Origin of the sequence: Comamonas sp. Z3, assembly GCF_008121565.1 — a bacterium.
GTDB lineage: Bacteria > Pseudomonadota > Gammaproteobacteria > Burkholderiales > Burkholderiaceae_C > Comamonas > Comamonas brasiliensis.
Window position 1 is genome coordinate 728,109 of the sequence record NZ_VOQU01000002.1, and the last position, 22,433, is coordinate 750,541.

20 protein-coding genes are annotated in these 22,433 nt (G+C 63.2%); 8 read left to right on the forward strand and 12 right to left on the reverse strand.

Annotated elements, in window-relative coordinates:
- Positions 1 to 54: 54 nt before the first annotated feature.
- Entirely contained in the window at positions 55 to 1,401 is a 1,347-nt protein-coding gene (gene gdhA, locus FSY59_RS07995) for an NADP-specific glutamate dehydrogenase (protein ID WP_003057763.1), read from the reverse strand.
- Positions 1,402 to 1,922: 521 nt separating this feature from the next.
- On the opposite strand from gdhA, the gene FSY59_RS08000 reads away from it, so the two are divergent.
- Positions 1,923 to 3,419, forward strand: coding sequence for an MFS transporter (locus FSY59_RS08000; RefSeq protein WP_148728761.1), 1,497 nt, complete (start codon positions 1,923 to 1,925; stop codon positions 3,417 to 3,419).
- The gene (locus tag FSY59_RS08005; RefSeq protein WP_003057759.1) at positions 3,416 to 4,120 is read left to right on the forward strand and encodes an aspartate/glutamate racemase family protein; all 705 of its coding nucleotides are present in this window, start codon (positions 3,416 to 3,418) and stop codon (positions 4,118 to 4,120) included. Before FSY59_RS08000 ends, FSY59_RS08005 begins: the two co-directional genes overlap by 4 nt.
- Positions 4,121 to 4,245: 125 nt before the next feature.
- Here FSY59_RS08005 and FSY59_RS08010 read toward each other — a convergent pair whose 3' ends face one another.
- The 3 genes from FSY59_RS08010 to FSY59_RS08020 all read right to left on the reverse strand — a co-directional run bounded on the left by FSY59_RS08010 (position 4,246) and on the right by FSY59_RS08020 (position 7,802).
- Entirely contained in the window at positions 4,246 to 5,109 is an 864-nt protein-coding gene (locus FSY59_RS08010) for a MurR/RpiR family transcriptional regulator (protein WP_148728762.1), read from the reverse strand.
- A 99-nt stretch (positions 5,110 to 5,208) separates the two neighbouring features.
- Entirely contained in the window at positions 5,209 to 7,443 is a 2,235-nt protein-coding gene (gene mutL / locus FSY59_RS08015; RefSeq protein ID WP_148728763.1) for a DNA mismatch repair endonuclease MutL, read from the reverse strand.
- A 113-nt stretch (positions 7,444 to 7,556) separates the two neighbouring features.
- Positions 7,557 to 7,802 carry a hypothetical protein gene (locus tag FSY59_RS08020; RefSeq protein WP_003057754.1) on the reverse strand — a complete coding sequence of 82 codons (246 nt, stop codon included), beginning with the start codon at positions 7,800 to 7,802 and terminating at the stop codon, positions 7,557 to 7,559.
- Between the two features lie 368 nt (positions 7,803 to 8,170).
- On the opposite strand from FSY59_RS08020, the gene FSY59_RS08025 reads away from it, so the two are divergent.
- A complete protein-coding gene (locus FSY59_RS08025) occupies positions 8,171 to 8,824 on the forward strand; it encodes a DedA family protein (protein WP_019043757.1) in 654 nt (217 codons plus the stop codon).
- Positions 8,825 to 8,931: 107 nt separating this feature from the next.
- On the opposite strand, the gene FSY59_RS08030 is transcribed toward FSY59_RS08025, so the two are convergent.
- From FSY59_RS08030 to tsaE, 3 genes are all read right to left on the reverse strand, one after another.
- The gene (locus FSY59_RS08030) at positions 8,932 to 9,147 is read right to left on the reverse strand and encodes a glycine zipper 2TM domain-containing protein (protein WP_003057750.1); all 216 of its coding nucleotides are present in this window, start codon (positions 9,145 to 9,147) and stop codon (positions 8,932 to 8,934) included.
- A 184-nt stretch (positions 9,148 to 9,331) separates the two neighbouring features.
- Positions 9,332 to 10,852 carry an N-acetylmuramoyl-L-alanine amidase gene (locus tag FSY59_RS08035; protein ID WP_043371130.1) on the reverse strand — a complete coding sequence of 507 codons (1,521 nt, stop codon included), beginning with the start codon at positions 10,850 to 10,852 and terminating at the stop codon, positions 9,332 to 9,334.
- Complete coding sequence (gene tsaE, locus FSY59_RS08040) at positions 10,849 to 11,370, reverse strand: tRNA (adenosine(37)-N6)-threonylcarbamoyltransferase complex ATPase subunit type 1 TsaE (RefSeq protein ID WP_148728764.1); 522 nt, start codon at positions 11,368 to 11,370, stop codon at positions 10,849 to 10,851. Before tsaE ends, FSY59_RS08035 begins: the two co-directional genes overlap by 4 nt.
- Positions 11,371 to 11,382: 12 nt before the next feature.
- Between tsaE and queG the strand changes: the two genes are divergently transcribed.
- Entirely contained in the window at positions 11,383 to 12,423 is a 1,041-nt protein-coding gene (gene queG / locus FSY59_RS08045; protein ID WP_029158715.1) for a tRNA epoxyqueuosine(34) reductase QueG, read from the forward strand.
- Positions 12,424 to 12,479: 56 nt separating this feature from the next.
- Here queG and FSY59_RS08050 read toward each other — a convergent pair whose 3' ends face one another.
- A complete protein-coding gene (locus FSY59_RS08050; RefSeq protein ID WP_003057742.1) occupies positions 12,480 to 13,388 on the reverse strand; it encodes an AEC family transporter in 909 nt (302 codons plus the stop codon).
- 236 nt (positions 13,389 to 13,624) lie between these two features.
- Between FSY59_RS08050 and FSY59_RS08055 the strand changes: the two genes are divergently transcribed.
- Entirely contained in the window at positions 13,625 to 14,605 is a 981-nt protein-coding gene (locus FSY59_RS08055) for a tripartite tricarboxylate transporter substrate binding protein BugE (protein ID WP_003057739.1), read from the forward strand.
- 79 nt (positions 14,606 to 14,684) lie between these two features.
- Here the strand turns inward: FSY59_RS08055 and FSY59_RS08060 are convergent, their stop codons facing one another.
- On the reverse strand, positions 14,685 to 15,725 hold the full coding sequence (locus tag FSY59_RS08060; RefSeq protein WP_148728765.1) for an NAD(P)H-quinone oxidoreductase: 1,041 nt from the start codon (positions 15,723 to 15,725) through the stop codon (positions 14,685 to 14,687).
- 111 nt (positions 15,726 to 15,836) lie between these two features.
- On the opposite strand from FSY59_RS08060, the gene FSY59_RS08065 reads away from it, so the two are divergent.
- Positions 15,837 to 16,721, forward strand: a complete 885-nt coding sequence (locus FSY59_RS08065) for a LysR family transcriptional regulator (protein WP_148728766.1) — start codon at positions 15,837 to 15,839, stop codon at positions 16,719 to 16,721.
- A gap of 105 nt (positions 16,722 to 16,826) precedes the next feature.
- Entirely contained in the window at positions 16,827 to 17,783 is a 957-nt protein-coding gene (xerD, locus tag FSY59_RS08070; protein ID WP_148728767.1) for a site-specific tyrosine recombinase XerD, read from the forward strand.
- A gap of 6 nt (positions 17,784 to 17,789) precedes the next feature.
- On the opposite strand, the gene FSY59_RS08075 is transcribed toward xerD, so the two are convergent.
- Complete coding sequence (locus tag FSY59_RS08075) at positions 17,790 to 18,446, reverse strand: molybdopterin-dependent oxidoreductase (RefSeq protein WP_003057731.1); 657 nt, start codon at positions 18,444 to 18,446, stop codon at positions 17,790 to 17,792.
- Positions 18,447 to 18,669: 223 nt separating this feature from the next.
- On the opposite strand from FSY59_RS08075, the gene FSY59_RS08080 reads away from it, so the two are divergent.
- Positions 18,670 to 19,674 (forward strand): tripartite tricarboxylate transporter substrate binding protein, encoded by a 1,005-nt coding sequence (locus tag FSY59_RS08080; RefSeq protein WP_003057729.1) that lies wholly within the window; start codon positions 18,670 to 18,672, stop codon positions 19,672 to 19,674.
- A gap of 102 nt (positions 19,675 to 19,776) precedes the next feature.
- Here FSY59_RS08080 and FSY59_RS08085 read toward each other — a convergent pair whose 3' ends face one another.
- Together FSY59_RS08085 and FSY59_RS08090 are read right to left on the reverse strand one after the other, a co-directional pair.
- Positions 19,777 to 21,063 carry an EAL and HDOD domain-containing protein gene (locus FSY59_RS08085; RefSeq protein WP_043371133.1) on the reverse strand — a complete coding sequence of 429 codons (1,287 nt, stop codon included), beginning with the start codon at positions 21,061 to 21,063 and terminating at the stop codon, positions 19,777 to 19,779.
- A gap of 37 nt (positions 21,064 to 21,100) precedes the next feature.
- Entirely contained in the window at positions 21,101 to 22,360 is a 1,260-nt protein-coding gene (locus FSY59_RS08090; RefSeq protein ID WP_003057726.1) for an EAL and HDOD domain-containing protein, read from the reverse strand.
- Between the last annotated feature and the right edge of the window lie 73 nt (positions 22,361 to 22,433).

The window sequence follows — 22,433 nt, forward strand, 5'->3', positions numbered from 1 at the left end:
GGCATGAAAAAAGGCCCCGAAGGGCCTTTCTTGCGAGTGCTGAGCGCTTGGCACTTAGATCACGCCTTGTGCCAGCATGGCGTCGGCCACCTTCACAAAGCCGGCGATGTTGGCGCCGTCGATGTAGCTGATAGTGCCGTCTTCGCGCTTGCCGTGCTTTACGCAAGCAGCGTGGATGCTTTGCATGATTTGCAGCAGACGTGCATCCACTTCTTCGGCAGGCCAGGACAGGCGGGCCGAGTTTTGCGACATTTCCAGACCCGAAGTGGCCACGCCACCGGCGTTGGATGCCTTGCCGGGTGCGTACAGCACGCCGGCAGCTTCGAAGGCGCGGGCGGCTTCGTTGGTGGAGGGCATATTCGCGCCTTCAGCCACGCACAGCACGCCATTGGCGATCAGGGTCTTGGCATCGGCTTCGGTCAGCTCGTTCTGAGTGGCGCAAGGCAGGGCCACGTCCACCTTGATGGACCAGGGGCTCTTGCCTGCCAGGAATTCCACCCCGGAAACCAGCTTGGCGTAGTCGCTGACGCGGCCGTACTTGTGGTTCTTCACATCCATCAGGATGGCCAGCTTTTCGGTGGTGAAACCGGCGGCGTCATACACGGTGCCCGAGGAGTCGGACACGGTCACGACCTTGGCGCCCAGCTCCATGGCCTTTTCCACGGCGTACTGAGCCACATTGCCCGAGCCGGACACGGACACGGTCTTGCCTTCAAAGGACTGGCCGCGAGTGGCCAGCATTTCACGGGCGAAGTACACGGTGCCGTAGCCAGTGGCTTCGGGACGAATCAGCGATCCGCCGAAGGACAGGCCCTTGCCCGTGAACACGGAAGCTGCAGTGTTCGACAGCTTCTTGTACATACCGGCCATATAGCCCACTTCACGGCCACCCACGCCGATGTCACCTGCGGGCACATCGGTGTCGGGACCCACGTGGCGGAACAGCTCGGACACGAAAGCCTGGCAGAAGCGCATGACTTCGGCAGGGCTCTTGCCCTTGGGGTCGAAGTCCGAGCCGCCCTTGCCGCCGCCCATGGGCAGAGTGGTCAGTGCGTTCTTGAAGGTCTGCTCGAAAGCCAGGAACTTCAGCACGGACTGGTTGACCGATGGGTGGAAGCGCAGACCGCCCTTGAAGGGGCCGATGGCCATGCTGTGCTGGATGCGGAAGCCGCGGTTCACCTGCACCTGACCCTTGTCGTCAGTCCAGCTCACGCGGAACTGGATGATGCGCTCGGGCTCGACCAGGCGCTCCAGCAGGGCGTGCTCGGCGTACTTGGGATTCTTCTCGATGAAGGGCCACAGGCTTTCCATCACTTCGGTGACGGCTTGCAGGAATTCGGGCTGACCGGGGTTGCGTTGTGCCACTTCTTCCAGGAATTGGCCTACGGACTCGTACTTCATAGAGAACTTTCTGACAGGGACAGGGAATGCGCTGAAACTCGCGAAACCAAAATTATGCCAAAAAGTTATGCCGTCATGCATGGATTCGGTGCATGAGAGCGCAATTCTGGTGCGTCCATGCCCGAATTTGGAACACTTCTTCTGTATTTGTTCTTAGTTTTCAGGCACTTGGATGGTGCATTTGAAGTAAAGGATTTTTCATCCTGGTGTCGTAAAAACATTTTTGTGGCTTGTCACACCAGCGTTTTTGTCTCGTGATGTCCGGCTTCATCCGCCCGCAATGTCTTATCTGTGCTAGCACCATCGTGGTGCATGTGAATTCAGGCACGAAATCTGCAATTGTGAAAACTGATTTTCATGAGCCCGGCCGCACGACTCAGCGGGTGGACTGCGCAGCCAGCTGCAGGGCCTGGGTAAATCTGGATTTGAAATTTAAATTTCATATTCTTTAATAAGAAAACTTAATTTCAATTGGCTTGCCGGCCCAGCGCCAGGCCAGCCCTCACCAAGAGGAGGTGGATATGGCAGCTGAGATTCCCGTGACGTCCTCGGCGTCAGGCAAGGCCAGTGCGGCGCAGATGCAGCAGCTCGAAAACGCGCTCAACCAGATCGGCGTGACGCGCTCGCACAAAAGCATCATCTTTCTGGTGGTCTGCGGCGTGCTCTTCGATGTGTTCGAACAGAACGCGGTCGGCCTGGTCGGGCCTCTGCTGCGACAGCAATGGGGGCTGGACGCGACGGACATTGCCTTTCTCAACACCATCACTTTCTTTGCCGCCGCCATGGGGCGCCTGCTTTCGGGCTACCTGGCCGATCGCATGGGACGGCGCTTCATGCTCAATGTGAACCTGGCGCTGTTCACGCTGGGTGCCGTCGGCTGCGCACTGGCACCCGATTACGCTTTCCTCGCCGTGGCACGTGCCATCGTGGGCTTTGGTCTGGGCGGTGAAATCACCACGGCCGTGACCATGCTGGCCGAGTTCTGCTCGGCCCGCTTTCGCGGCACGGCAGTCGGTCTTATCAACGTCGGTGGTGGCGGTCTGGGCAATATGCTGGCGCCAGCGTTCGCGCTGGGCGTGTTCACGCTGTTCCCGGGCGATGATTCCTGGCGCTGGCTGTTCGGCTGTCTGGTCATGCCGGCCATCTTCATCGTGTTCTACCGCCGCTTCGTGCCGGAGACGCCGCGCTTTCTGCTCTCCAAGGGGCGGGTCGACGAAGCCAATCAGGTGCTGAGCATGCTGGCGGCGGGCAAGCTGGCCAATGCGCAGTATGAGCTGCGCGAGTTCATCAGCCCAGGCAGTGCGCAGGCGCAGACGGCTGCCGCGCAGACGGTGCAGCGCAGTTCCTTCACCGACATCTTCAGGGGCGGCTATGCGCGGCGCACGATTGCCGTGGGTGTGGCTTCGTGGATGACGTTTGGCGCGCAGCTCTCGGTGCTCACGCTGATGCCGACGATTCTGGTCGCACAGGGCTACTCCATCACCAAGAGCTTCAGCTTCACCATCGTCATGCAGATGGGCAGCCTCGCCGGCGCGATCGCGGCATCGACCATGGGCTATTACTTCCCGCGCAAACGGGTGCTGACGGTAGGGGCGATTGCTGCCTGTCTGGCGGGCCTGGCGTTCGGCAACTTCACCGATAGCGTGGCCATGATTCTGGTCTGCGGTGCGCTGTTCCAGTTCTGCGTACTGACGCTCAACACCTCCATCTGGATCTTTGCGCCCGAGCTGTATCCCACGCGCATTCGTGCGCTGGGCACCTCCTTCCTGCTGGCCCTGGGCACGATCGGCGGAGCCATGTCCCAGGTGCTGGCAGGCAAGATGTTCGATCTGCACGGCGTCTCCGGAATGTTCGGCATGATCGCCGCCATGTATTTCATCTTTGCGATTGCCGTGCAGTTTGCCCCCGAGACCTTTGGCCGTTCCATCGAGGAAGGTGCGGGCGGCGAATCCCCCGCCGGGCAGGAGTCTGCAGTCGCTGCAGGCGTGCATGCCGGCAGTCAGGAGCGCACGGCATGAAGGCTGGTATGCATGTTCTGCTGATCAACCCCAATACCTCGCAGCAGACCACGGCGCTGATGCTGAGACAGGCGCGGGCCTGTCTGTCGCCCGGCGTGCTGCTGCACGGCGCGACGGCCGAAAGGGGCGCGGCCATGATTACCGACGAGGCGGGGCTGAAGATCGCCGAGCAGGAGGTGCTGCGTCTGGGCCTGGCCTTTGCCCAGGGCGATGACAGCCAGGCCGGCCGGGCCATCATCGTGGCCGCCTTCGGCAATCCCGGGCTGGAGTTGCTGCGTGCGGCGCTGCCGCAGCGGGTTGCCGCCTTTGGCATCGGTGAAGCCGCCATGCTGCAGGCCGCACGGGATGAGCAGGGCCTGCCGCGTCGCTTCGGCATTGCGACGACCACGCCGGGGCTGGAAGCTTCGATTGCCGCCTCGGTCGCGGCACTGGGCCTGACGCCCTGGTTCTGCGGCACGCGCATTGCTGCGGGCGAGCCGCTGGCCTTGGCTGCAGACCCGGCCCTGCAATGCGAGCGCCTGGGCGATGCCGTGGCCCAATGCGTGCAAAGCGATGGCGCGCAGGCCGTGGTGATCGGCGGCGGCCCGCTGTCCGAAGCCGCGCTGTGGCTGGCGCCGCGCTTTCAGGTGCCGGTGCTGTCGCCGGTGGTGGCTGCAGTGCAGGCGGCGCTGGCGGGCCTGGCGCTCGCCGTCACCCACTGAATGCTATTGGATGCGGATGCGGTTGGATGCTATTGATTAGAGAGCTTTAATCGCCAGTAAATCATAGATTTCAGATTGAAAAGTATCTGAGATCTATGAATGACAAGCGCAATAAGCTTTTGATTTCATAGCATCTCGTCCAGCGCATCGTGGCTGGTCTCGATGGCCGCCATATGTCTGCGCCCCGGCTGCCCGCTTTGCTGCAAGGTGGCCGTGGCAATCAGGTGGCAGAGCATGAAAAGCGCCGTGTGATTGTCCAGCGGTCCCGGGGCCGAGGTCTGCACGCGCAGCAGCCAGTCCGCCTCGGGGGCCGGGCTGGCATGGTCGGTGATGCAGATCAGGCGTGCGCCCAGCAGCCTGGCCTGGCGCGCGAACTCGCTGACCACGCGCACGCTGCGGCGCAGGGCAAAGATCACCACCACATCCTGGGCGCCGATCTGGGCCGCATATTCGCCCAGGGTCTCGCCGGCGCCGGGAATGACCTGGCTGGGCATCTCGAGTGCCTGCAGCAGCTGCCAGCGCAGATAGGCCGCAAAGTTGCGGTTCTGGCGATAGCCCACGAAGAACAGCTGGCGTGCGCCGATCAGCGCCAGGGCGATGTCCTCCAGCTGCTGTGCCGAGATCTGTCCGATGGTGACGGCCAGATTCTCCGAGGCCTGGCGCAGATGCGTGGCAATCACATCCGCCGTGGGCTTGCCCTGGACCGATGCGGCAGCCAGAAACAGCGGCGAGCCGTTGTCGCCCTGAGCGCGGGCATGGCGGCGCGCATCCTCGTAGCCTTCGTAGCCCAGCCGCTGTATGAAGCGCGTGACCGTGGCATTCGATACCCCCGTGAGCTTGGCCATCTCGGCGGCCGCGTAGCTCGACAGATTGCCGGGGAAGTCCAGCAGGAATTCCGCCAGCCGTCGTTCCGAGGGCGGCAGCTGCGGCAGGGCCGCACGCACGCGGGCGATGAAGGAATGGTCCGGGGTGGAGGAGCTGGGGTTCATGACGGCGGATGGCAGGCGGGCCCGCTGATCTGCCGGCCCGCTGTTTTTTGTCGATATCGGCAATGTAGCGGCTATTTGGCGGCCATTGCCGAGCTGCCGTCAGCGTCCGCGCAGAAACAGCGCATCCAGCTCCTTCATGCTGAGCTGGCGCCAGGTGGGGCGGCCGTGATTGCACTGGTCGGAGCGCTCGGTCACCTCCATCTGACGCAGCAGCGCATTCATCTCGTCCAGCGTGAGCTTGCGGTTGGCGCGCACTGCGCCGTGGCAGGCCATGGTGGCCAGAATCTCGTTGCGCGCGCGCTGCACCACGGTGCTGGCGTCATGCTGGGCCAGTTCGGCCAGCACGCTGCGCGCCAGCTCCACGGCATCCCCCTGGGCCAGCGTGGCCGGCACGGCGCGCACGGCCAGGGTCTTGGGCGAGAAGGGCGAGACCTCCATGCCCAGGGTCAGCAAGGTCTCGGCATGGGCCTCGGCCGTGGCGACTTCCTCGGGCGTTGCGGCAAAGGTGGCGGGAATCAGCAGCGGCTGGCTCGGAATCTGATGGTCGCCATTTTCCGTATTCACGGCATTCTTGAGCTGCTCGTAGACGATGCGCTCATGGGCGGCATGCATGTCCACGATGACCATGCCCTGGCTGTTTTCGGCCAGGATATAGACGCCGTGCAGCTGGGCCACGGCACGGCCCAGCGGCCAGACCGGGGCCGAGTCAGCCGCTGCGGTTGCGGGCTGCTGTGGTGCAACAGCGGCGGGCATGGCGGCTTCTGCCGTCTGCCTGGCTGTCGCTGATGGTGGCGTCGCTGCAACGATCACTGTGGCGGCTGGCGCTTCCTGCATCTGGGGGGCAGGCGCTTTGCGCTGAAAGTAGCTGGACTGGCCCGAAGGGCGCAGTCTGATGCCTTCGTCCTCGGGTTGAGGCACGGGGCTTGGCATGGCCGTGGTGTTGGTGATCGTGGTCGCGCCGGTGGCCGATTCAGGTACCTCAGCTGCAGCACTCGCGGGGGCCGGGGCCGCAGTCGCCACCTGGGGCGCGGGTGCGGGCGTGGTTTGCGCGGTGGCCTCGCGCATGGGTTCCCAGAGCTTGGCCAGATCGCGCACGGGATTGCCGATGGCGGGCTCGCCAAAGCTCATGCGGGTTTGCGGCCAGGCCGGGGCTGCGGCGGGCTTGGTGGCGGCCTTGGCCGGGACAGGCGTGGCAGTGCTCTCGTCGATCAGGCCGGGCTGGCGTGCGGCTTCCTGAGCCGCTGCCTCGACCACGGCTGCGGCGCGCGGCGTGGCCAGCGCGTTCTCGATCGCGTGGCGCACCGCCTGGTGGACTTCTCGGCTGTCGCGAAAGCGCACCTCGATCTTGGTGGGGTGCACGTTCACATCCACGCGCGCGGGGTCGATTTCGATGTAGAGCGCGTAGACCGGCTGCTTGTTGCCATGCAGCACGTCCTCGTAAGCAGAGCGGGCCGCATGCGTCAATACCTTGTCGCGCACAAAGCGACCGTTGACATAGCAGAACTGCTGGTCTGGGCGCGAGCGCGCCGCGTCGGGAATGCCGGCGCGGCCCGTGACGTGGACGGGGCCGGCCCAGTGATCGACGGCCACCGAGTTGTCGACAAACTTGTCGTTCAGCACATCGGCCAGGCGGCGCGACAAGGCTTCGTCGGGCGTGCTGCCGGCGGCGCGCCATTGCTCGACCAGCTTGCCTTCATGCCAGATGGCAAAGCCCACATCGGGGCGTGCCAGCGCATGGCGACGCACGGACTCTATGCAATGCGCGAGTTCGGTGGCATCGGTCTTGAGGAATTTGCGGCGCGCAGGCGTGGAGAAGAACAGCTCCTTGACCTCCACGGTCGTGCCCTGGTTGCGAGCGGCGGGGCGCAGCTCGCCGCTGCGCGCGTCCAGCAGATAGGCCGAGTCCTGACCTGCGGGACGCGAGAAGATGGACGTTTCCGATACGGACGCAATGGCGGCCAGTGCCTCGCCGCGAAAGCCCATGGTGGCCACGGTTTCCAGATCGTGCAGATCGCTGATCTTGCTGGTGGCATGGCGGCGCAGGGCCACGGGCAGTTCGTCGCGCGGGATGCCGCAGCCGTCGTCTTCCACCGCGATCAGGCGCACACCGCCGGCCAACAGGCGCACGGTGATCTGGCCGGCGCCCGAGTCCAGAGCGTTGTCCACCAGTTCGCGCACCACGGAGGCGGGGCGCTCGACCACTTCGCCGGCAGCGATCTGGCTGATCAGCTCGTCGGGCAGATCGCGAATCGGCCGGCGCACGGGAGCAGCCTGGTCGGTGGTTTCGGTAGGGGAGGGGGAGAGTTCGGGGCTGGATGCGTTCACGACAACCATTCTAGGCCGGTGCACAAACCGGCCAGGAAGTGAGTTTTTTGAACGCTGAAAACACAAAGAGCTGCCGGCATCGCTCAGGCAGCTCTTTGTTCAGCCCGCGGCGGGCGCCGGGCTTAGCGGCGGCGATAGCCGCCCTTGGTCAGTTCGTTACCGATCAGAGCACCGGCGGCTGCACCGCCGATGGTGCCGACAGGGCCGCCAAACAGCACATTGCCCACTGCACCGCCGGCCACGGCGCCAGCACCGATACCGACTTGCTGACGGCTGGGGCCGTGCGCGCAGCCACCCAGGGCCAGGGCGCCGGTCAGTGCGGCAGCCAGAGTCAGGGCCTTGCCATAGCGCATGGTGAATGTCTTCATGTTCGTATTCCTCTCGTCGTGCTAGTTATGGAAAGCGGTCTGGTCTCTGCGCCGAGGGAGGCTGGAGACGGCGGACTTTGTTGGCCAGGGGGCCGATGTCGTGATTTGCAATGCACGGCTTGCGGCGACACAGCTCTACTGTGCCAGCAGAATTGGCAAGCTGACGTATTGTTGACGTTTAGTTTTATCAAAACTTGTAACAAACCACCTTGAACCGGCTGCTCTTGTTGCAGTCTGCAAGCAGCTGTGAGTTTGCTCTCAAAAACATGGCACTCCAGCAAGGGGGGGAGCGTCTGCGGGCTTTGGGGGCGCAGTACATTACTGGCCGGCATACGCCGGTATGCCAATCCATTTTCAAGGACCGTGTTTTGGAAATCATTCAGTTTCTGATCGACTTCATACTGCATATCGACAAGCATCTGGAAGCCTTTGTCGTGGCCTATGGGCCCTGGGTATATGCCCTGCTGTTCATCATCGTGTTTGTCGAAACCGGTGTGGTGGTCATGCCTTTTCTGCCCGGCGACTCGCTGATGTTCATCGTCGGTGCGCTGTGCGGTGCCGGCTATATGAGCTATCCGCTGGCGGTGGTGGTGTTGCTGGCAGCGGCCATCCTGGGCGACCAGAGCAATTACACGATAGGCCGCTACCTGGGGCCCAAGGTGTTCCAGTGGGAGGATTCGCGCTGGTTCAACCGCAAGGCCTTCGACCAGGCCCACAACTTCTATGAGCGCTATGGCGGCGTGACCATCATTCTGGCGCGCTTCATGCCGTTTATCCGCACCTTTGCACCCTTTGTGGCCGGAGTCGCCCATATGAGCCGTGCCAAGTTCAGCCTGTTCAACGTCGTGGGTGCCGTGCTGTGGGTGGTAGGCATCAGCGCTGCAGGCTACTTCTTCGGCAATATGGAGTGGGTGAAGAACAATCTTGAAAAAATCATCTGGGGTCTGATCCTGGTGCCGGGCCTGATCGCCATCTTCGGAGCCTGGCGCGCCGGTAAGGCCGAAAAGGCCAGGGCTGCCTGATTTGCGCGCTTGACGACATCTGGCACCGATCGCCAAAGCGCTGCCCCATGAAAAAGCCCCGGCATGCCGGGGCTTTTTCGTTGGACATTCAGATCGGATCGGGGCGCTTATTTGCGCTTACCTACCTCGTTACCGATCAGCGCGCCTGCTGCAGCGCCGCCTACGGTGCCCAAAGTGGAACCAAACAGTGCATCACCGACCACGCCGCCGGCAACGGCGCCGACACCGGTGCCGATCTGGGCATTGGTGGGCGAGGTGGAGCAGCCCGCCATGGCAAGCGTGAAGGCTGCAGATACGGTGACGGCAAGAGTTCGCAGTTTCATGAGGTCTCTCCTGTACAGCTGCCAAACAGGCCAGCTTTCATAAGAACACGCCTTGATCTTGAACCTTTTGCCCCGGCTTTCAGGTAGGAGAGAGGGCCAAGCCCGTGTCATTCAGGCTTGGCGACTGTCATCAAGCCGGCTTGCCGGCTGACAGCCGGTGCGGCGGTTTTGTGTAAGTGCGTACTTAAACCGATCGGCTGCGTGCCAGGGGCGGGTTGTGGGCGAAATACTTGCGGATGCCCGTCATCAGCGCATCGGCCAGTTGTTCGCGGTAGGCGGCAGAGGCCAGCTTGGCTTCCTCTTCGGGGTTGCTGATGAAAGCGGTTTCCACCAGCACGCTGGGAATATCGGGCGCTTTCAGCACGGCAAAGCCGGCCTGCTCCACGCGGGCCTTGTGCAGCTTGGCCATGCCGCCGATTTCGCCCAGCAGCGAAGTGCCCAGCTTGAGGCTGTCCTTGATCTGGGCGGTGGTGCTCATGTCCAGCAGCATGCGCTGCACATGCTGATCCTGCAGTCCGCCCACGTTCAGGCCGCCCACCAGGTCGGCCTGATTTTCCTTGTTGGCCAGCCAGCGTGCGGCCGTGCTCGAGGCGCCTCTCTCGCTGAGCGCAAACACGCTGGCACCGCGCGCTGCAGGGGTGGTGAAGGCATCGGCATGGATGCTGATGAACAGATCGGCCTGGACGCGGCGGGCTTTTTCCACACGCGTGGCCAGGGGCACGAAGAAGTCGGCATCGCGTGTCATGAAGGCGCGCATGGGACTGCCGCCGATGCGCGAGTTGTTGATGCGCTCGCGCAGCAGATGGGCGACCTTGAGCACCACATCCTTCTCGCGCAGACCGCTGGGGCCGGTGGCACCAGGGTCTTCGCCGCCATGGCCGGGGTCCAGCGCCACGATGATGATGCGGTCCGTGCTTTGCGAGGTGGCGATATTGGGTGCAGGCCTTGGGGCCGGTGCCGGGCGTGGCGCGGGAGCCGGTGGCGGCGGCACGGGCGCTGGTGCCTGAGCAATCACCGCAGGAGCCGGTGCCGGAGCGCTGGGGCGCTGGTTGCGCTGGGCAATCAGGTCACCGAGAGGGTCGGCCTGGGGGGCTGTTGCAATCGCCACCGGCGGCGGTGTCGTGATGGCGGGATTGTTCGCAGCTGGCGCAGTGGCCGAGCTGCCGGCGTCGCGCAGGCGCTCGCTGATCAGGGCTTCCAGCGGATCCACGGCCTTGGCGGGATAGAGATCCAGTACCAGCCGGTGCTTGTAGGGCGCAATCGGGGCCAGCGTGAAGACCTGGGGCCTGGCTTCCTGCTTGAGGTCGATCACCAGGCGCACCACGCCGGGTGCAAATTGGCCGACACGGATGCTGGCGATATTGGGATCGTCGGAGCGGACCTTGGCCACGAGCTCCTTGAGTGCCGGGTTCAGATCCAGGCCCCCGATATCGACGGCCAGCCGTGGCGGGCTGGGCACGAAGACCGGCTTGGCCGTCAACGGAATATCGGATTCCAGCGTGACGCGCGAGTAGTCGGGTGCAGGCCAGACGCGCACGGCCACGATGCTCGCGCCCTGCGCAATATGCTGGCGGCCCAGCAGCAGAACCACGCCGCCTGCCTGCAGCAGATTGCGGCGGGAAAGACCCGGTCGGGAAAGACCCGGTCGGGAAAGACCCGGTCGGGGCAGGTCCGGAAAAGCCGTGGAGGAAGTTGTTTTGCTCATGCCGTCAATGCTTCAAGCACGGTGCAGCCTGCGGGGGTGCCAGCCTTGAGTGTCACCTGCCGTTGCACATCGTCAATTGCTTCGATATGGATAGCTATATCTGCAACAGGTGTAACCGCTGCAGCCTTTTCGGGCCATTCTGCCAGCTTGAGCCCGGGACTGGCAAAAATGTCACGAAAACCGGCATCTTCCCATTCACGCGGATCATCGAAGCGGTAGAAGTCGAAGTGCCAGATCGAGAGGTCGCAGGCCTCGTGCGGCTCCACCACCGCATAGGTAGGGCTCTTGATGCGGCCCTGCACGCCCAGGGCGCGCAACCAGTGGCGCACCAGCGTGGTCTTGCCCGCACCCAGGTCGCCATGCAGGGTCACATAGGCGTTGCGCAGCTCGGGCAGGGCGGCCAGTTGCTGGGCGAAGCGCTCGGTATCCTGTTCGCTCTGCCAGAGTATCTGGCGCTGCGCCAGCGCCGGTGTGGGCTCGCTTCCTACAATTCGGGGTGTATGTTGAGCAGCAGTCAATTGGTTCCTTTGATGCAAGCCTGGGCTCGCGAGCTGGGATTCTCCCAAATCGGCGTGGCTGGCGTGGATTTGTCCTCGGCAGAGCCCGGTTTGCTGCAATGGTTGGCGCAGGGCTTCCATGGCGAGATGCATTACATGCAGGCCCATGGTTTGAAACGAGCCCGGCCTGCAGAATTAGTTCCCGGCACGGTGAGCGTGATCACCGCGCGCATGGATTATCTGCCGCGCGACACCGGGGACGGCTGGCAGACCGTGGAATGGGACAGGCTCCGACGTCCCGAGGAAGGCATTGTCTCCCTCTACGCCAGAGGCCGCGACTATCACAAGGTGCTGCGCAATCGCCTGCAGAAACTGGCCGAGCGCATCGCGCAGGAAATGGGTCCGTTCGGCCACCGCGCCTTTACCGACTCCGCGCCAGTGCTGGAGGCCGAACTGGCCAGCCGCAGCGGGCAGGGCTGGCGCGGCAAGCACACGCTGGTGCTGAGCCGCGAAGCCGGATCGATGTTCTTTCTGGGCGAAATCTATGTGGACTTTGCGCTTGAACCCACGGCCCCGGTCACGGCGCACTGCGGCAGTTGCTCCTCATGCATGGATGCCTGCCCCACGGGCGCCATCATCGCGCCGCACAAGGTCGATGCGCGGCGCTGCATCTCCTATCTGACCATCGAGCATGCGGGCAGCATTCCCGAGGAGCTGCGTCCCTTGATGGCCAACCGCATCTATGGCTGCGATGACTGTCAGCTGGCATGCCCCTGGAACAAGTTTGCCCATCCCAGCGTCTTGCCCGACTTTGATGCCCGCGCCGGACTGGCGGGTACGCAGCTGGTGCATTTCTTTGCCTGGGATGAAGCCACGTTTTTGCGGGTGACCGAGGGCAGCCCGATTCGCCGCATCGGACATGCGCGCTGGCTGCGCAATGTGGCCGTTGCTCTGGGCAATGCCTGGCGCGAAACCGGCAACCCTGCACTCAGTGCCGCGCTGCAAAGCCGGGCCGCCGATTCCGATCCCGTGGTGGCCGAACATGTGGCCTGGGCGCTGGCCCAGCGTGCCTGAATTTCATTGAAATTGGTCTGAAGCGCTTACCCCATAAGTGTAGGCAGCTATCAAATTCAGATTCCGATCAGCCAGAGCCCGAAGGGCAGGCTGAGCACGCCCAGCATGGTGGACAGTGAAATCAGGCTGGCCACAAACGAGCCCTCATAGCCCATGCGCACGGCCAGCACATAGCACGATGAGGCCGTGGGCAGGCTGGAGAATGCCATCAGCGCAATCGCCTGCGGCTGGTTCAGCTGGAACAGCCGCACCATGGCAAAGGCGATCAGCGGCTGGATGGCATGGCGTATCAGCAGCAGCTCGCCTGCCAGCAGCTTGTTGCTGGTCAGGGCGCTGAGCTTGAGGCCGGCGCCGGCGGCCATCAGGCCCAGGGCAATCGAGGCTGCGCCGATACGGGCCACGGGTGCTTCCAGCAGTGCTGGAATCTTCAGTCCGGCGGCATTGAACAGCAAGGCGCTGATGGTGGCGATGATCAGCGGGTTGCGCAGCAGATGCCCGACAAAATGCTGGCCGCTGCCGCGCACCATGGGCCAGACCGCGGCCACATTGAACAGTGGCACGGACACGCCGATCAGCACCGAGACATAGAGCAGCCCGTCGGGCCCTGCCAGGCGTGAAACCAGCGCCAGTGCGATGAACGAGTTGAAGCGAAACGCCACCTGCGCTGCACCCGCATAGCTGCGGGCATCGATGCGTCGGCCCAGAAGCGGCAGGCGCGGCAGGCTGTAGGTCAGCGCAATACCCAGCAGGCCTCCCAGCACGCCAGCGGCCAGCAACTGGCTGGCCTCGCCCCATTGGATGGGGTTGCGCGTGATGGAGTGAAACAGCAGCACCGGAAACAGCAGGTAGTAGACGAGCTGTTCCACGGGTTGCCAGACGCTGCGATTGATGGGCGTGAAGCGGCACAGCACATAGCCCAGCACGATGAGCGCGAAATCGGGGAAAAGCAGTTCTAGATAGTTCACGGCCCGCAAGCATAGAGCCGGTTGCGAATTTGCTGGGAGAAACCTGTCACCAAGTTTCTATCTGGTAGTACTTGCTGTCGCCGCTTGGCCGCTTTGTATCCAGGCTTGATGCAGTTCAAGGAAACGGCATGAATCTAGGGTAATTACTGATAAATCAGGGCTAACAAGAATATGTCGGGTTTTTTGCGGCACGTACTATCAACCGTTAATTTCAGAACTCATAGGGAGACCCCTTCATGAATCGTCGTATGTGCATGGGCCTGACAATGGCTCTGGCAACCGTAGGTTTTTCCACCGGCGTGATGGCCGAGGCCAATTACCCCACCAAGCCCATCAAGCTGCTGGTGCCCTTCGCCGCAGGCGGCACGACCGACATCATTGCGCGAGTGATTGCCGAGCCACTGAGCAGGGAGCTGGGCCAGTCCGTGGTGGTGGACAACAAGGGCGGTGGCGGCGGCGTCATCGGTGCACAGGAAACCGCGCGTCAGAAGCCCGATGGCTACAACCTGGGCATTTCCACCCTGTCGACCATGGCCACCAATCCGGCCATCAACCCCAAGACTCCCTACAACCCGCTGACCGACTTCACGCCCATCATCAATATTGCGGCCACGCCCAATGTGATCGCCGTGAATCCCAAGTTCCCCGGTGCGGCCAGCTACAAGGCTTTCGAGGCCGAACTCAAGGCCAATCCCGGCAAGTACTCCTATGGCTCGTCTGGCACGGGCGGCATCCAGCACATGCTGATGGAGCTGTACAAATCGCTGACCGGCATCCAGATGACCCACGTGCCCTACCGCGGCGCGGGCCCGGCCCTGAACGACGCGGTTGCCGGCCAGATCCCCATGATTCTGGACAACCTGCCGTCGGCACTGCCTTTCATCAAGGACAACCGCCTCAAGGCCATTGCCGTGGCCGCTCCCCAGCGTCTGGCTGTGCTGCCTGATGTGCCCACCTTCAAGGAAGTGGGTCTGCCCCAGGTCAATCGCATGGCTTCCTACGGCATCCTGGGTCCCAAGGGCATGGACAAGGCCATCGTCGACAAGATCAACGCCGCCGTGAAGAAGGTGCTGCAGGACCCCGCAGTCAAGAAGCGCATCGAAGACACCGGTTCGCTGGTGGTGGGCAACTCGCCTCAGGAATTCGCCAAGGAACTGAAGGAAGAGTACGAAACCTACAAGCAGGTCGTGGCCAAGCAGAAGCTGACCCTGGACTAAGCTGCTGATCCGCTGCTGATGCAGTAGCGGACGCCGCAAGCCCGAATTGCCGTCGAGGCCATTCGGGCTTTGTTTTTTATTATTCGCCGCTCCCGGGCAGCAACAGAATCTTGCCGATGCTGACCCCGGACTCCATATGCCTGTGCGCCCGGGCAGCGTCTGCCAAAGCGAAGGAGCTATCGATCACGGGCCGTATCGCTCCACTCTCCAATGCGCCAAGCCATCGCTGGGCAAAGCGCTGGACCATCGCCTGCTTGACTTCGGGCGAGCGTGACTTCATCACGGTTCCGAAGATCCGCAGATGGCGGTACAGCACCAGGTCCATGGGCAATGCAGCGCCCTGGGAGCCGCCCAGCAGGCCTACCATCACCATGCGCCCGCCGACGGCCAGCGATCGCACATTGGGCTCCAGGTAGGGGGCACCGACGAAATCGATCACGATGTCCACGCCTTTGCCGCTGGTGGCCTGGGCCACCACGGTCTGGAAGTCCTCGCTGCGATAGTCGATGAAGACATCGGCTCCGAAACCCAGCACCGCTTCGCGCTTGTCGCCGCTGGCCGTCGCAAAAACCCGGGCGCCCGCAGCATGTGCAAGCTGAACGGCAGCCGATCCGACACCACCCGCTGCTGCATGGATCAGCACCGACTCGCCCGCGCGCAAGCCAGCCAGATGAAACAGGGCCTCGTGTGCGGTCACGAACACCTCGGGTATCGCACCGGCATCCACCAGGTCCAGATTCCCAGGGACATGTATCGCCATGCGGTGGTCTATGCGCGAAAGCTCGGCATAAGCGCCGCCGCCCACGATACCCATGACCCGGTCGCCCACGGAGAAGCCCTGCACCAAGGGACCGGCCTCGATCACGGTTCCGGCGATCTCCAGGCCCATGGTGTCTGCGTCACCAAAGTAAGCTCGTCCGTAGGCGCCCTTGCGGTGATAGAGGTCGGCACGATTGACGCCGATGGAGGCGTTGCGTACCAGCAAGTCGTGGGGGCGAAGCTCAGGAGCCGGCAGCTCGCGGGCCACCAGCACCTCGGGCCCGCCAAAGTCGTCAAAAACAATGGCCTGCATGGTGGCGGGCTGTGCTGCGGGGATGGAGTCTGTCAAAAAGGTGGGCATATGCGTCGTTCTCGAAATATCTTTGAGCGCTGAAGATTACGACGCAAAGCTTTGTTTGCAATGCAGCGATTTCGCTCTACATTGATGCAAATTTGCATCAACTGATGAGCCATGAACTGGGACGATACCCGCATCTTTCTCGCCCTGAGCCGCACGCACTCATTGCGCGCCGCAGCGCGCAGCCTGGGCATTGATCAGGCAACGGTAGGGCGACGCCTGAATGCGCTGGAGTTCGAGCTCGGAGCCAAGCTGTTTCTGCGCGCCAAGGATGGATACCTGCTCACGGCCGCTGGCGAGGTGGCACTGGCTGCGGCAAAGCGTATGGAGAGTGCAGCTCTGGACTTGCGCACCAAGATCGAGGGTCAGGATGAAAATCCCGGCGGGCTGGTGCGCGTGACAAGCACCGATTCCATCGCGATTGACCTGTTGCTGCCCGCTGTCGAGCGTTTGCAGCGGCACTGGCCGAATATCCGCGTGGATCTGGAAGTCTCCACCCAGTTGCTCAGCCTCGGTCGCCGGCAGGCGGATATTGCTTTTCGCAACGTCAGGCCTGATACCCCGGAGCTGGTGGTTCGCCGTGTGGCTTCGTGGCCTGTGGGGCTGTTCGCAAGCACGAGCTATCTGGCTCGCTTTGGCGAGCCCGCCCCTGAAGACGAGTTGCGCGGTCACCATCTGGTCGCATACGGGCCTTATCTGGAGCAGAGTCCGTTTCTGAGCATGGCCGGAGTGCCGGCACGTCAGGCCAAGATTGCCATGTCGGTCCGCTCCAGTCTCCTGGTGCGCAAGGCGGTTGCTGCAGGCATCGGGATTGGGGAAATGCCGTTGTGGATGGGGGAACGAGAAGGGCTGGTGCGTATCTGGCCGCAACGCCGACGCCCGAACGACTACGAAGTCTGGCAGGTCATGCATCCCGATCTCCAGCGCACGGCCAGGGTGAGAGCGGTTGCGCAGTTCCTGGCCGAGGCTTTCGATGGCCCATCGGCCGGCATCAGCTGAAGCAGGCACAGCGCTTGCCATGGCCGGTGTCTGACCCTGATCTCCATGGTCCGCCGAGCTGATTTCAGCTCGGCTGGGCCCCTCTCCAGCGTGTACGCTAGCCGCATGTCAGAAGCCCTTAAAAAAGCACGCAAGTCCCAGATTCCCGAAGACTGGCCGCAGCCCCTGCCGCAGAGTCAGGATGCGCTCGATGAGTTCATTGATGCCCTGCTGCTGGAGGACGGGCTTTCGCGCAATACCTTGTCCGCCTACCGCCGTGATCTGACGGCGGCTGCGCGCTGGCTGGCGCAGTTGCAGCCGCCCAAGGTGCTGGATGCAGCGCTGGAAGCGGATTTGCAGGGCTACTTCACGGCCCGATTGGAGGGCACCAAGGCCACTTCCTCGAACCGGCGGCTGACGGTCCTGCGCCGCTACTTTCACTGGGCGCTGCGCGAAAAGCGCATCGCTGCCGACCCCACGGTGCGCATGCTGGCTGCCAAGCAACCGCCGCGCACGCCCAAGACCCTGACCCAGGAGCAGGTCGAGGCCCTGCTTGATGCACCCGATGTGGAGACTGCGCTGGGTTTGCGCGATCGCGCCATGCTGGAGCTGATGTATGCCAGCGGACTGCGCGTCAGCGAGCTGGTGGGTGTGCGCATGCATGAGCTGGACTTGCGCTCAGGCGTGTTGCGCGTGACGGGCAAGGGGCGCAAGGAGCGGCTGGTGCCGTTCGGTCAGGAGGCGCAGCACTGGCTGGAGCGCTATCTGCAGCAGGCGCGAGCGGCGATTCTGGGAGGGCAGCAGACCGAGGAGGTGTTTGTGACCCAGCGCGGCGCGGGCATGAGCCGCGTGATGTTCTGGGTCATCGTCAAGAAATGTGCGCAGATCGCGGGGATCAACTCGCCCCTCTCACCGCATACGCTGCGCCATGCATTTGCCACGCATTTGCTCAACCATGGCGCCGATCTGCGTGTGGTGCAGATGCTGCTGGGACATGCCGATATCTCCACCACCACCATCTACACCCATGTGGCGCGCGAGCGGCTCAAGGCCCTGCACGCCGAGCATCACCCGCGAGGCTGAGCAGGCCTAGGCAGCCGCGCTGCCCAGCTGCAGGTGGTACAACCCCCAGACGGCGGCAGGAAAGCGTTGCTTGACGGGCAACTGGCCGAGCTCCGGAATCTGATGGGCAGCAAAAATGGCCCAGAGCGGGCCCACGCCGCCCATGGCCAAAGGCACGCCGTCCAGCTGAGTGGCGATCAGCATGCGCCAGCGCACGGCCTGGGCGAGCGGTATCTGGCTGCGATAGCCGTCTATGCCCTGCAAGGTCAGCTGCAGGCCTTGAGCCATGGCCTGGCCCACATCCACGCCGGCGGCCTGCAGCACCTGCTCCAGCAGCGGGCCCTGCAGGCTGTGCTCGGCTTCGTCGTATTCAAGCGTGGTCCTGAGCGTCTGCTGCTCCAGGCTGTTGAGCGCGTCCATGCCGCAGGACCAGGCTGCATCGAACAGATAGCCATGCATGATTAGCATGCGGTCCGCCACGGCCTGAGGCTTGCCACGATTGGCTTGCACGCCGGGGCCGCTGATGGTGAGCACCGCGGGTTGCAGACCATCGAGCACGCAGGTGCGCGAGGCCTTGCGCGTGGTCGTGGCCGAGGCGGGCAGGGCCATGGCGCCCAGTGCAGCGCCCGCAGCACCGCCTTGCAGCAGCAGGGAGCGACGTGATAGTGGGTTTTGTTCTGCCATGGGTGCTTTCTCTGTGGTGATGGCTGCAGTCTAGCGGCAAGGCCTGCGGCCGTCATTGCGGCATGCCGACCAAGATGCTGGCCAGCTGCAGTGTTGGTCTATTTGAATGTTTGAAGTTTTATTTTGATGTTTTCTGCCCAATGAATTGACGAATCGTCGTTCAAATCAACCTGGGAATTCACTTTGGTCAAAAATGCGGGTCTTGATTTTTGGATTTCGAGTGATGACTAACTTTCTGCGTCGCAGCATGCTGACCTGTGCCCTGGCAGCCATGCTGCCTGCCACCTTGTCCCTGAATGTCCAGGCGGCCGACAAAGCCGACGCGGCTGGCTGGCCCAGCCGTCCCATTCGTCTGGTGGTGTCCTACCCTGCCGGGGGTGTGAGCGATGTGGTGGCCCGTGCTCTGGGTGAAAAGCTGTCGCAGTCGCTGGGCCAGTCGGTGGTGATCGACAACAAGGCCGGTGCGGGTGGCGCGATTGGCCTGGATCAGGTCGCCAAGTCCAACCCCGATGGCTACACGCTGGGCTTTTCGTCCATCAGCCCGCTGACGCTGAGTCCCCATCTGGGCAAGCCGCTGTTCGACCCGCACAAGGATATCGTTCCGGTGGTCAGCGTGATGTACTCGCCCGTGCTGTTGCTGGGCACGACCCGCCTGACTGCCAAGAGCTTTCCCGAGCTGATGACCCAGGCCAAGGCCCATCCTGGCGATGTGCGCTGGGCCACGGCCGGTCTGGCGTCGCTGGGTCACATCATGCTCGAGCAGATTGCCGATCAGGGCAAGGTGCAGATCACCCATGTGCCTTACAAGGGCGGCGGCCAGCAGCTCAATGACGGCCTGAGCGCACAGTTCGAGGTGTTGTCAACGAATGCCGGCCCGGCCGTGATGCAGCATATCAAGGCCGGCAAGTTCAAGGCCCTGGCCGTGGGTGCTCCGGCGCGTCTGGACTCGCTGCCCCAGGTGCCCACGCTGGCCGAGCTGGGCTACAAGAACGCCAACACCACGTCTGTCTTCGGTATCTTCGCTCCTGCGGGTGTGCCCGCTGCCGTGCTGGCTCGCCTGAATGCCGAGGTGAACAAGGCGCTGGCGCTGCCCGAGATCCGTCAGCGTCTGGAGGCCACGGACAATGTGCCTACCGGCGGCAAGGCTGCGGACTTTGCCAAGCAGATCGAGGCCGAGTCCAGGTCCAATGCACAGATCATCAAGGCTGCAGGCATTCAGACCAACTGATCGGGACACTCTGCAATGACAAAGGGCTTGCGGTCACATCGGCCGCAAGCCCTTTGTCCTTGTGCGCAGCAAGCGCACTGAAGTGTCGCCAGGCGGACTGGCTCAGAGTACTTCGCTGGCCAGGTTGTCGGCCCAGCTCAGCGCCTGCAGATGAGCCCAGTTGACCTGATGGTTGGACAGCTGCAGTGCATTGGCCGCGCGGGCAAAGGCCGCTTCGTCGCCCGACTCGCAAGCGCGTGTCAGATCCAGGAAGGGCGCAAAAACGCCCCGGTTGTGTACCAGTGCATCGACCACGGACTGGGGCAGCGCAACGGATTCAAGGGCCTTGGCCATGGGCTGGCTCAGCATCACATCGAGCAGCGAGAAAACGCCCACGACGAAAGCGTGGTCGCATTCTTCGGGTGGCAGCAGCTCGGCGGTCAGCAGCTCCATGAGCCGGCCGCGCACCACGGCGGTCTGGCCCACGGCTGGCGGTGTGCCGCCGGCGCGTGAGGTGGTCAGCAGCAGGGCCGCCCAGCGGAACAGTTTCTTGAGCCCCAGAATCATCACCGCATGGCGGAAGGAGGTGATCTCGCAGGACAGGCCGAAGCCCGAGCTGTTGATGAAGCGCAGCAGGTTGAAGGACAGCGTGGGGTCCTTCTTGAGCAGCTCTTCGATTTCTTCCGTGCTGGCCTGCTGGCGCACCAGGTTGATGAGCTGGATGATGGTGGTCTGCGTGGGGCGGATGGTGCGCGCCTGCACGAGCTGGGGCTGGGCGAACCAGTAGCCCTGGAACAGCTTCACGCCCAGGCCCAGCATATGCTCGAACTGCTCGGCCGTCTCGACCTTCTCGGCCACGATCTGGGCACGCGTGTAGGTCTGGGCAAACTTCACCAGCTTTTCGGCATGCTCGATCGCGAAGCTCTGCATGTCCAGCTTGACGAAGGAGGCCATGGGCAGCCAGGACGCATAGTTGCGGCGCAGCAGGTTCTGGTCGAAAGCCAGGCGAAAGCCGCGCTGGCGCAGGGCCGCGAACGTGGGCAGGCAGGCTTCGATGTTTTCCTGTGTGGCCTCGGCGGGCAGGGCCGGCACCTCCAGTACCACGCGGTCGGGGTGAATCAGCTCCAGGTGGCCGCCGCTCAGGCTGTCATGGGTGCAGTTGATGAAAACCGTCTTCTTGCCCACCAGGGCCTCGGCGCCGGCATAGGACAGGGCGTTGAACAGCAGCGCCGCATCGGATGCCGCGGTGTGCGCGTTATGTGCCACCGAGCGGTCAAACAGCTCGTAGCCATACACATCCCGTTTTTCATCGACGATGGCCTGGCGCGCAATGCTGGCCATATTGGCCTCGTCCCTGTCTGTAACGGGGCTGGCAGCCGGTGAAGAGGCGTTTGTGTCAGAGGTATCCATGTCGGTTATCGCTTGGGTGTGGGGTGGGGGAGCGCCGTCACTCGGACAGACACTCCGTCCAGCTCAGCGCCTGCAGATGTGCTTGATTGATGTCCCGGTGCTCCAGCTCCAGGCTGCAGGCGCTGCGGTCGAACTGCTCCTGGTCATGACTCTCGCAGGCCTTGGTGAGCATCAGCAACTCGCCCAGAATGCCTTCGTGATGCAGCAGGGCGGCGGACACCGATTCGGATACCGGAATCAGTGCCAGTGCCGCAGGCAAGGGCATGCCCAGCATGCGGTCCAGCATGGAGAACATGCCGCAGATGAAGGCCAGATCGGCATCGGTTTCGGTCAGCGAGTGCTTGGCCAGCAGCTCCATCAGGCGGCCGCGAATCACGGCGGTCTGGCCTACGGCCGGTGGCGGGCCGCCATCGCGGGCGGCTGTCAGCAGCATGGCGGCCCAGCGGAACAGCTTGTTCAGGCCGAGCATCATCACGGCCTGCTTGAACGAGGTGATCTGGCGATGAGCCCCAAAGCTGGCCGAGTTGATGAGGCGCAGCAGGTTGAAGGCCAGGGCTGCGTCCTTCTTGAGAACTTCCTCGATCGCATCGGTGCTGGCCTGCTCGCGCACCAGTGTCAGCAACTGGATGATGCTTTGCTGCGTGGGGGTCAGCAGGCGGGTCTGCATCACTGTTGGGCGGGCAAACCAGAAACCCTGGAAAAGCTCGATGCCCAGGCGCTGGCCCAGCTCATGCTGGTGGGCACTTTCAACCTTCTCGGCAATCAGTTCGGCGCGGGTGTGGCGGTTGGCAAACTTGACCAGCACCGTGAGCTGGTCCGGCGCCAGCGTGGAAAGATCGAGCTTGATGTAGTCGGCCAGCGGCAGCCAGGCCGCATACACCGACTCCAGCACCGTGTGGTTGAAGGCCAGATGAAAGCCCTGCTCCTTGAGTGCCAAGAGCGTGGGCAGGCGGGCCGCAACCTCATGCACGGCGGCATGGCCCAGAGGAGGGATCTCCAGCACCACCTTGTCGGCCGGCAGCAGCTCCAGATGCTCGCCGGTCAGACCTTCGTGGGTGCAGTTCACGAACATGAGCTTGGTGCCGACCAGATCTTCCTCGCCCGCATGCGTGAGGGCCGCAAAGATCAGCGTCGCGTCTGAGGCCATGGTGTGACCATAGGGCGAGCGCGAGCGGTTGAACAGCTCGTAGCCAATGATTTGCTGCAGCCCGTTGACGATGGGCTGACGTGCAATCATGCCTTTGGACAGGTTGCGCGGCGAGGCGAATGCCTGGTCCTCTATGGTTTGTTCACTCATTGCTGCATGACATCGGTGTGAGAAATGGTTGGCGGTGCCGGTTATTGTAAGAATGAGCCGATCATAGTGTCAG

What these genes read in the sequence shown, in the direction of transcription:
- gdhA (WP_003057763.1), bottom strand. Translation starts at nt 1,401, where the DNA reads ATGAAGTACGAGTCCGTAGGCCAATTCCTGGAAGAAGTGGCACAACGC.
- FSY59_RS08000 (WP_148728761.1), top strand. Translation starts at nt 1,923, where the DNA reads ATGGCAGCTGAGATTCCCGTGACGTCCTCGGCGTCAGGCAAGGCCAGT.
- FSY59_RS08005 (WP_003057759.1), top strand. Translation starts at nt 3,416, where the DNA reads ATGAAGGCTGGTATGCATGTTCTGCTGATCAACCCCAATACCTCGCAG.
- FSY59_RS08010 (WP_148728762.1), bottom strand. Translation starts at nt 5,109, where the DNA reads ATGAACCCCAGCTCCTCCACCCCGGACCATTCCTTCATCGCCCGCGTG.
- mutL (WP_148728763.1), bottom strand. Translation starts at nt 7,443, where the DNA reads ATGGTTGTCGTGAACGCATCCAGCCCCGAACTCTCCCCCTCCCCTACC.
- FSY59_RS08020 (WP_003057754.1), bottom strand. Translation starts at nt 7,802, where the DNA reads ATGAAGACATTCACCATGCGCTATGGCAAGGCCCTGACTCTGGCTGCC.
- FSY59_RS08030 (WP_003057750.1), bottom strand. Translation starts at nt 9,147, where the DNA reads ATGAAACTGCGAACTCTTGCCGTCACCGTATCTGCAGCCTTCACGCTT.
- FSY59_RS08035 (WP_043371130.1), bottom strand. Translation starts at nt 10,852, where the DNA reads ATGAGCAAAACAACTTCCTCCACGGCTTTTCCGGACCTGCCCCGACCG.
- queG (WP_029158715.1), top strand. Translation starts at nt 11,383, where the DNA reads ATGCAAGCCTGGGCTCGCGAGCTGGGATTCTCCCAAATCGGCGTGGCT.
- FSY59_RS08055 (WP_003057739.1), top strand. Translation starts at nt 13,625, where the DNA reads ATGAATCGTCGTATGTGCATGGGCCTGACAATGGCTCTGGCAACCGTA.
- FSY59_RS08060 (WP_148728765.1), bottom strand. Translation starts at nt 15,725, where the DNA reads ATGCCCACCTTTTTGACAGACTCCATCCCCGCAGCACAGCCCGCCACC.
- FSY59_RS08065 (WP_148728766.1), top strand. Translation starts at nt 15,837, where the DNA reads ATGAACTGGGACGATACCCGCATCTTTCTCGCCCTGAGCCGCACGCAC.
- xerD (WP_148728767.1), top strand. Translation starts at nt 16,827, where the DNA reads ATGTCAGAAGCCCTTAAAAAAGCACGCAAGTCCCAGATTCCCGAAGAC.
- FSY59_RS08075 (WP_003057731.1), bottom strand. Translation starts at nt 18,446, where the DNA reads ATGGCAGAACAAAACCCACTATCACGTCGCTCCCTGCTGCTGCAAGGC.
- FSY59_RS08080 (WP_003057729.1), top strand. Translation starts at nt 18,670, where the DNA reads ATGACTAACTTTCTGCGTCGCAGCATGCTGACCTGTGCCCTGGCAGCC.
- FSY59_RS08085 (WP_043371133.1), bottom strand. Translation starts at nt 21,063, where the DNA reads ATGGATACCTCTGACACAAACGCCTCTTCACCGGCTGCCAGCCCCGTT.
- FSY59_RS08090 (WP_003057726.1), bottom strand. Translation starts at nt 22,360, where the DNA reads ATGAGTGAACAAACCATAGAGGACCAGGCATTCGCCTCGCCGCGCAAC.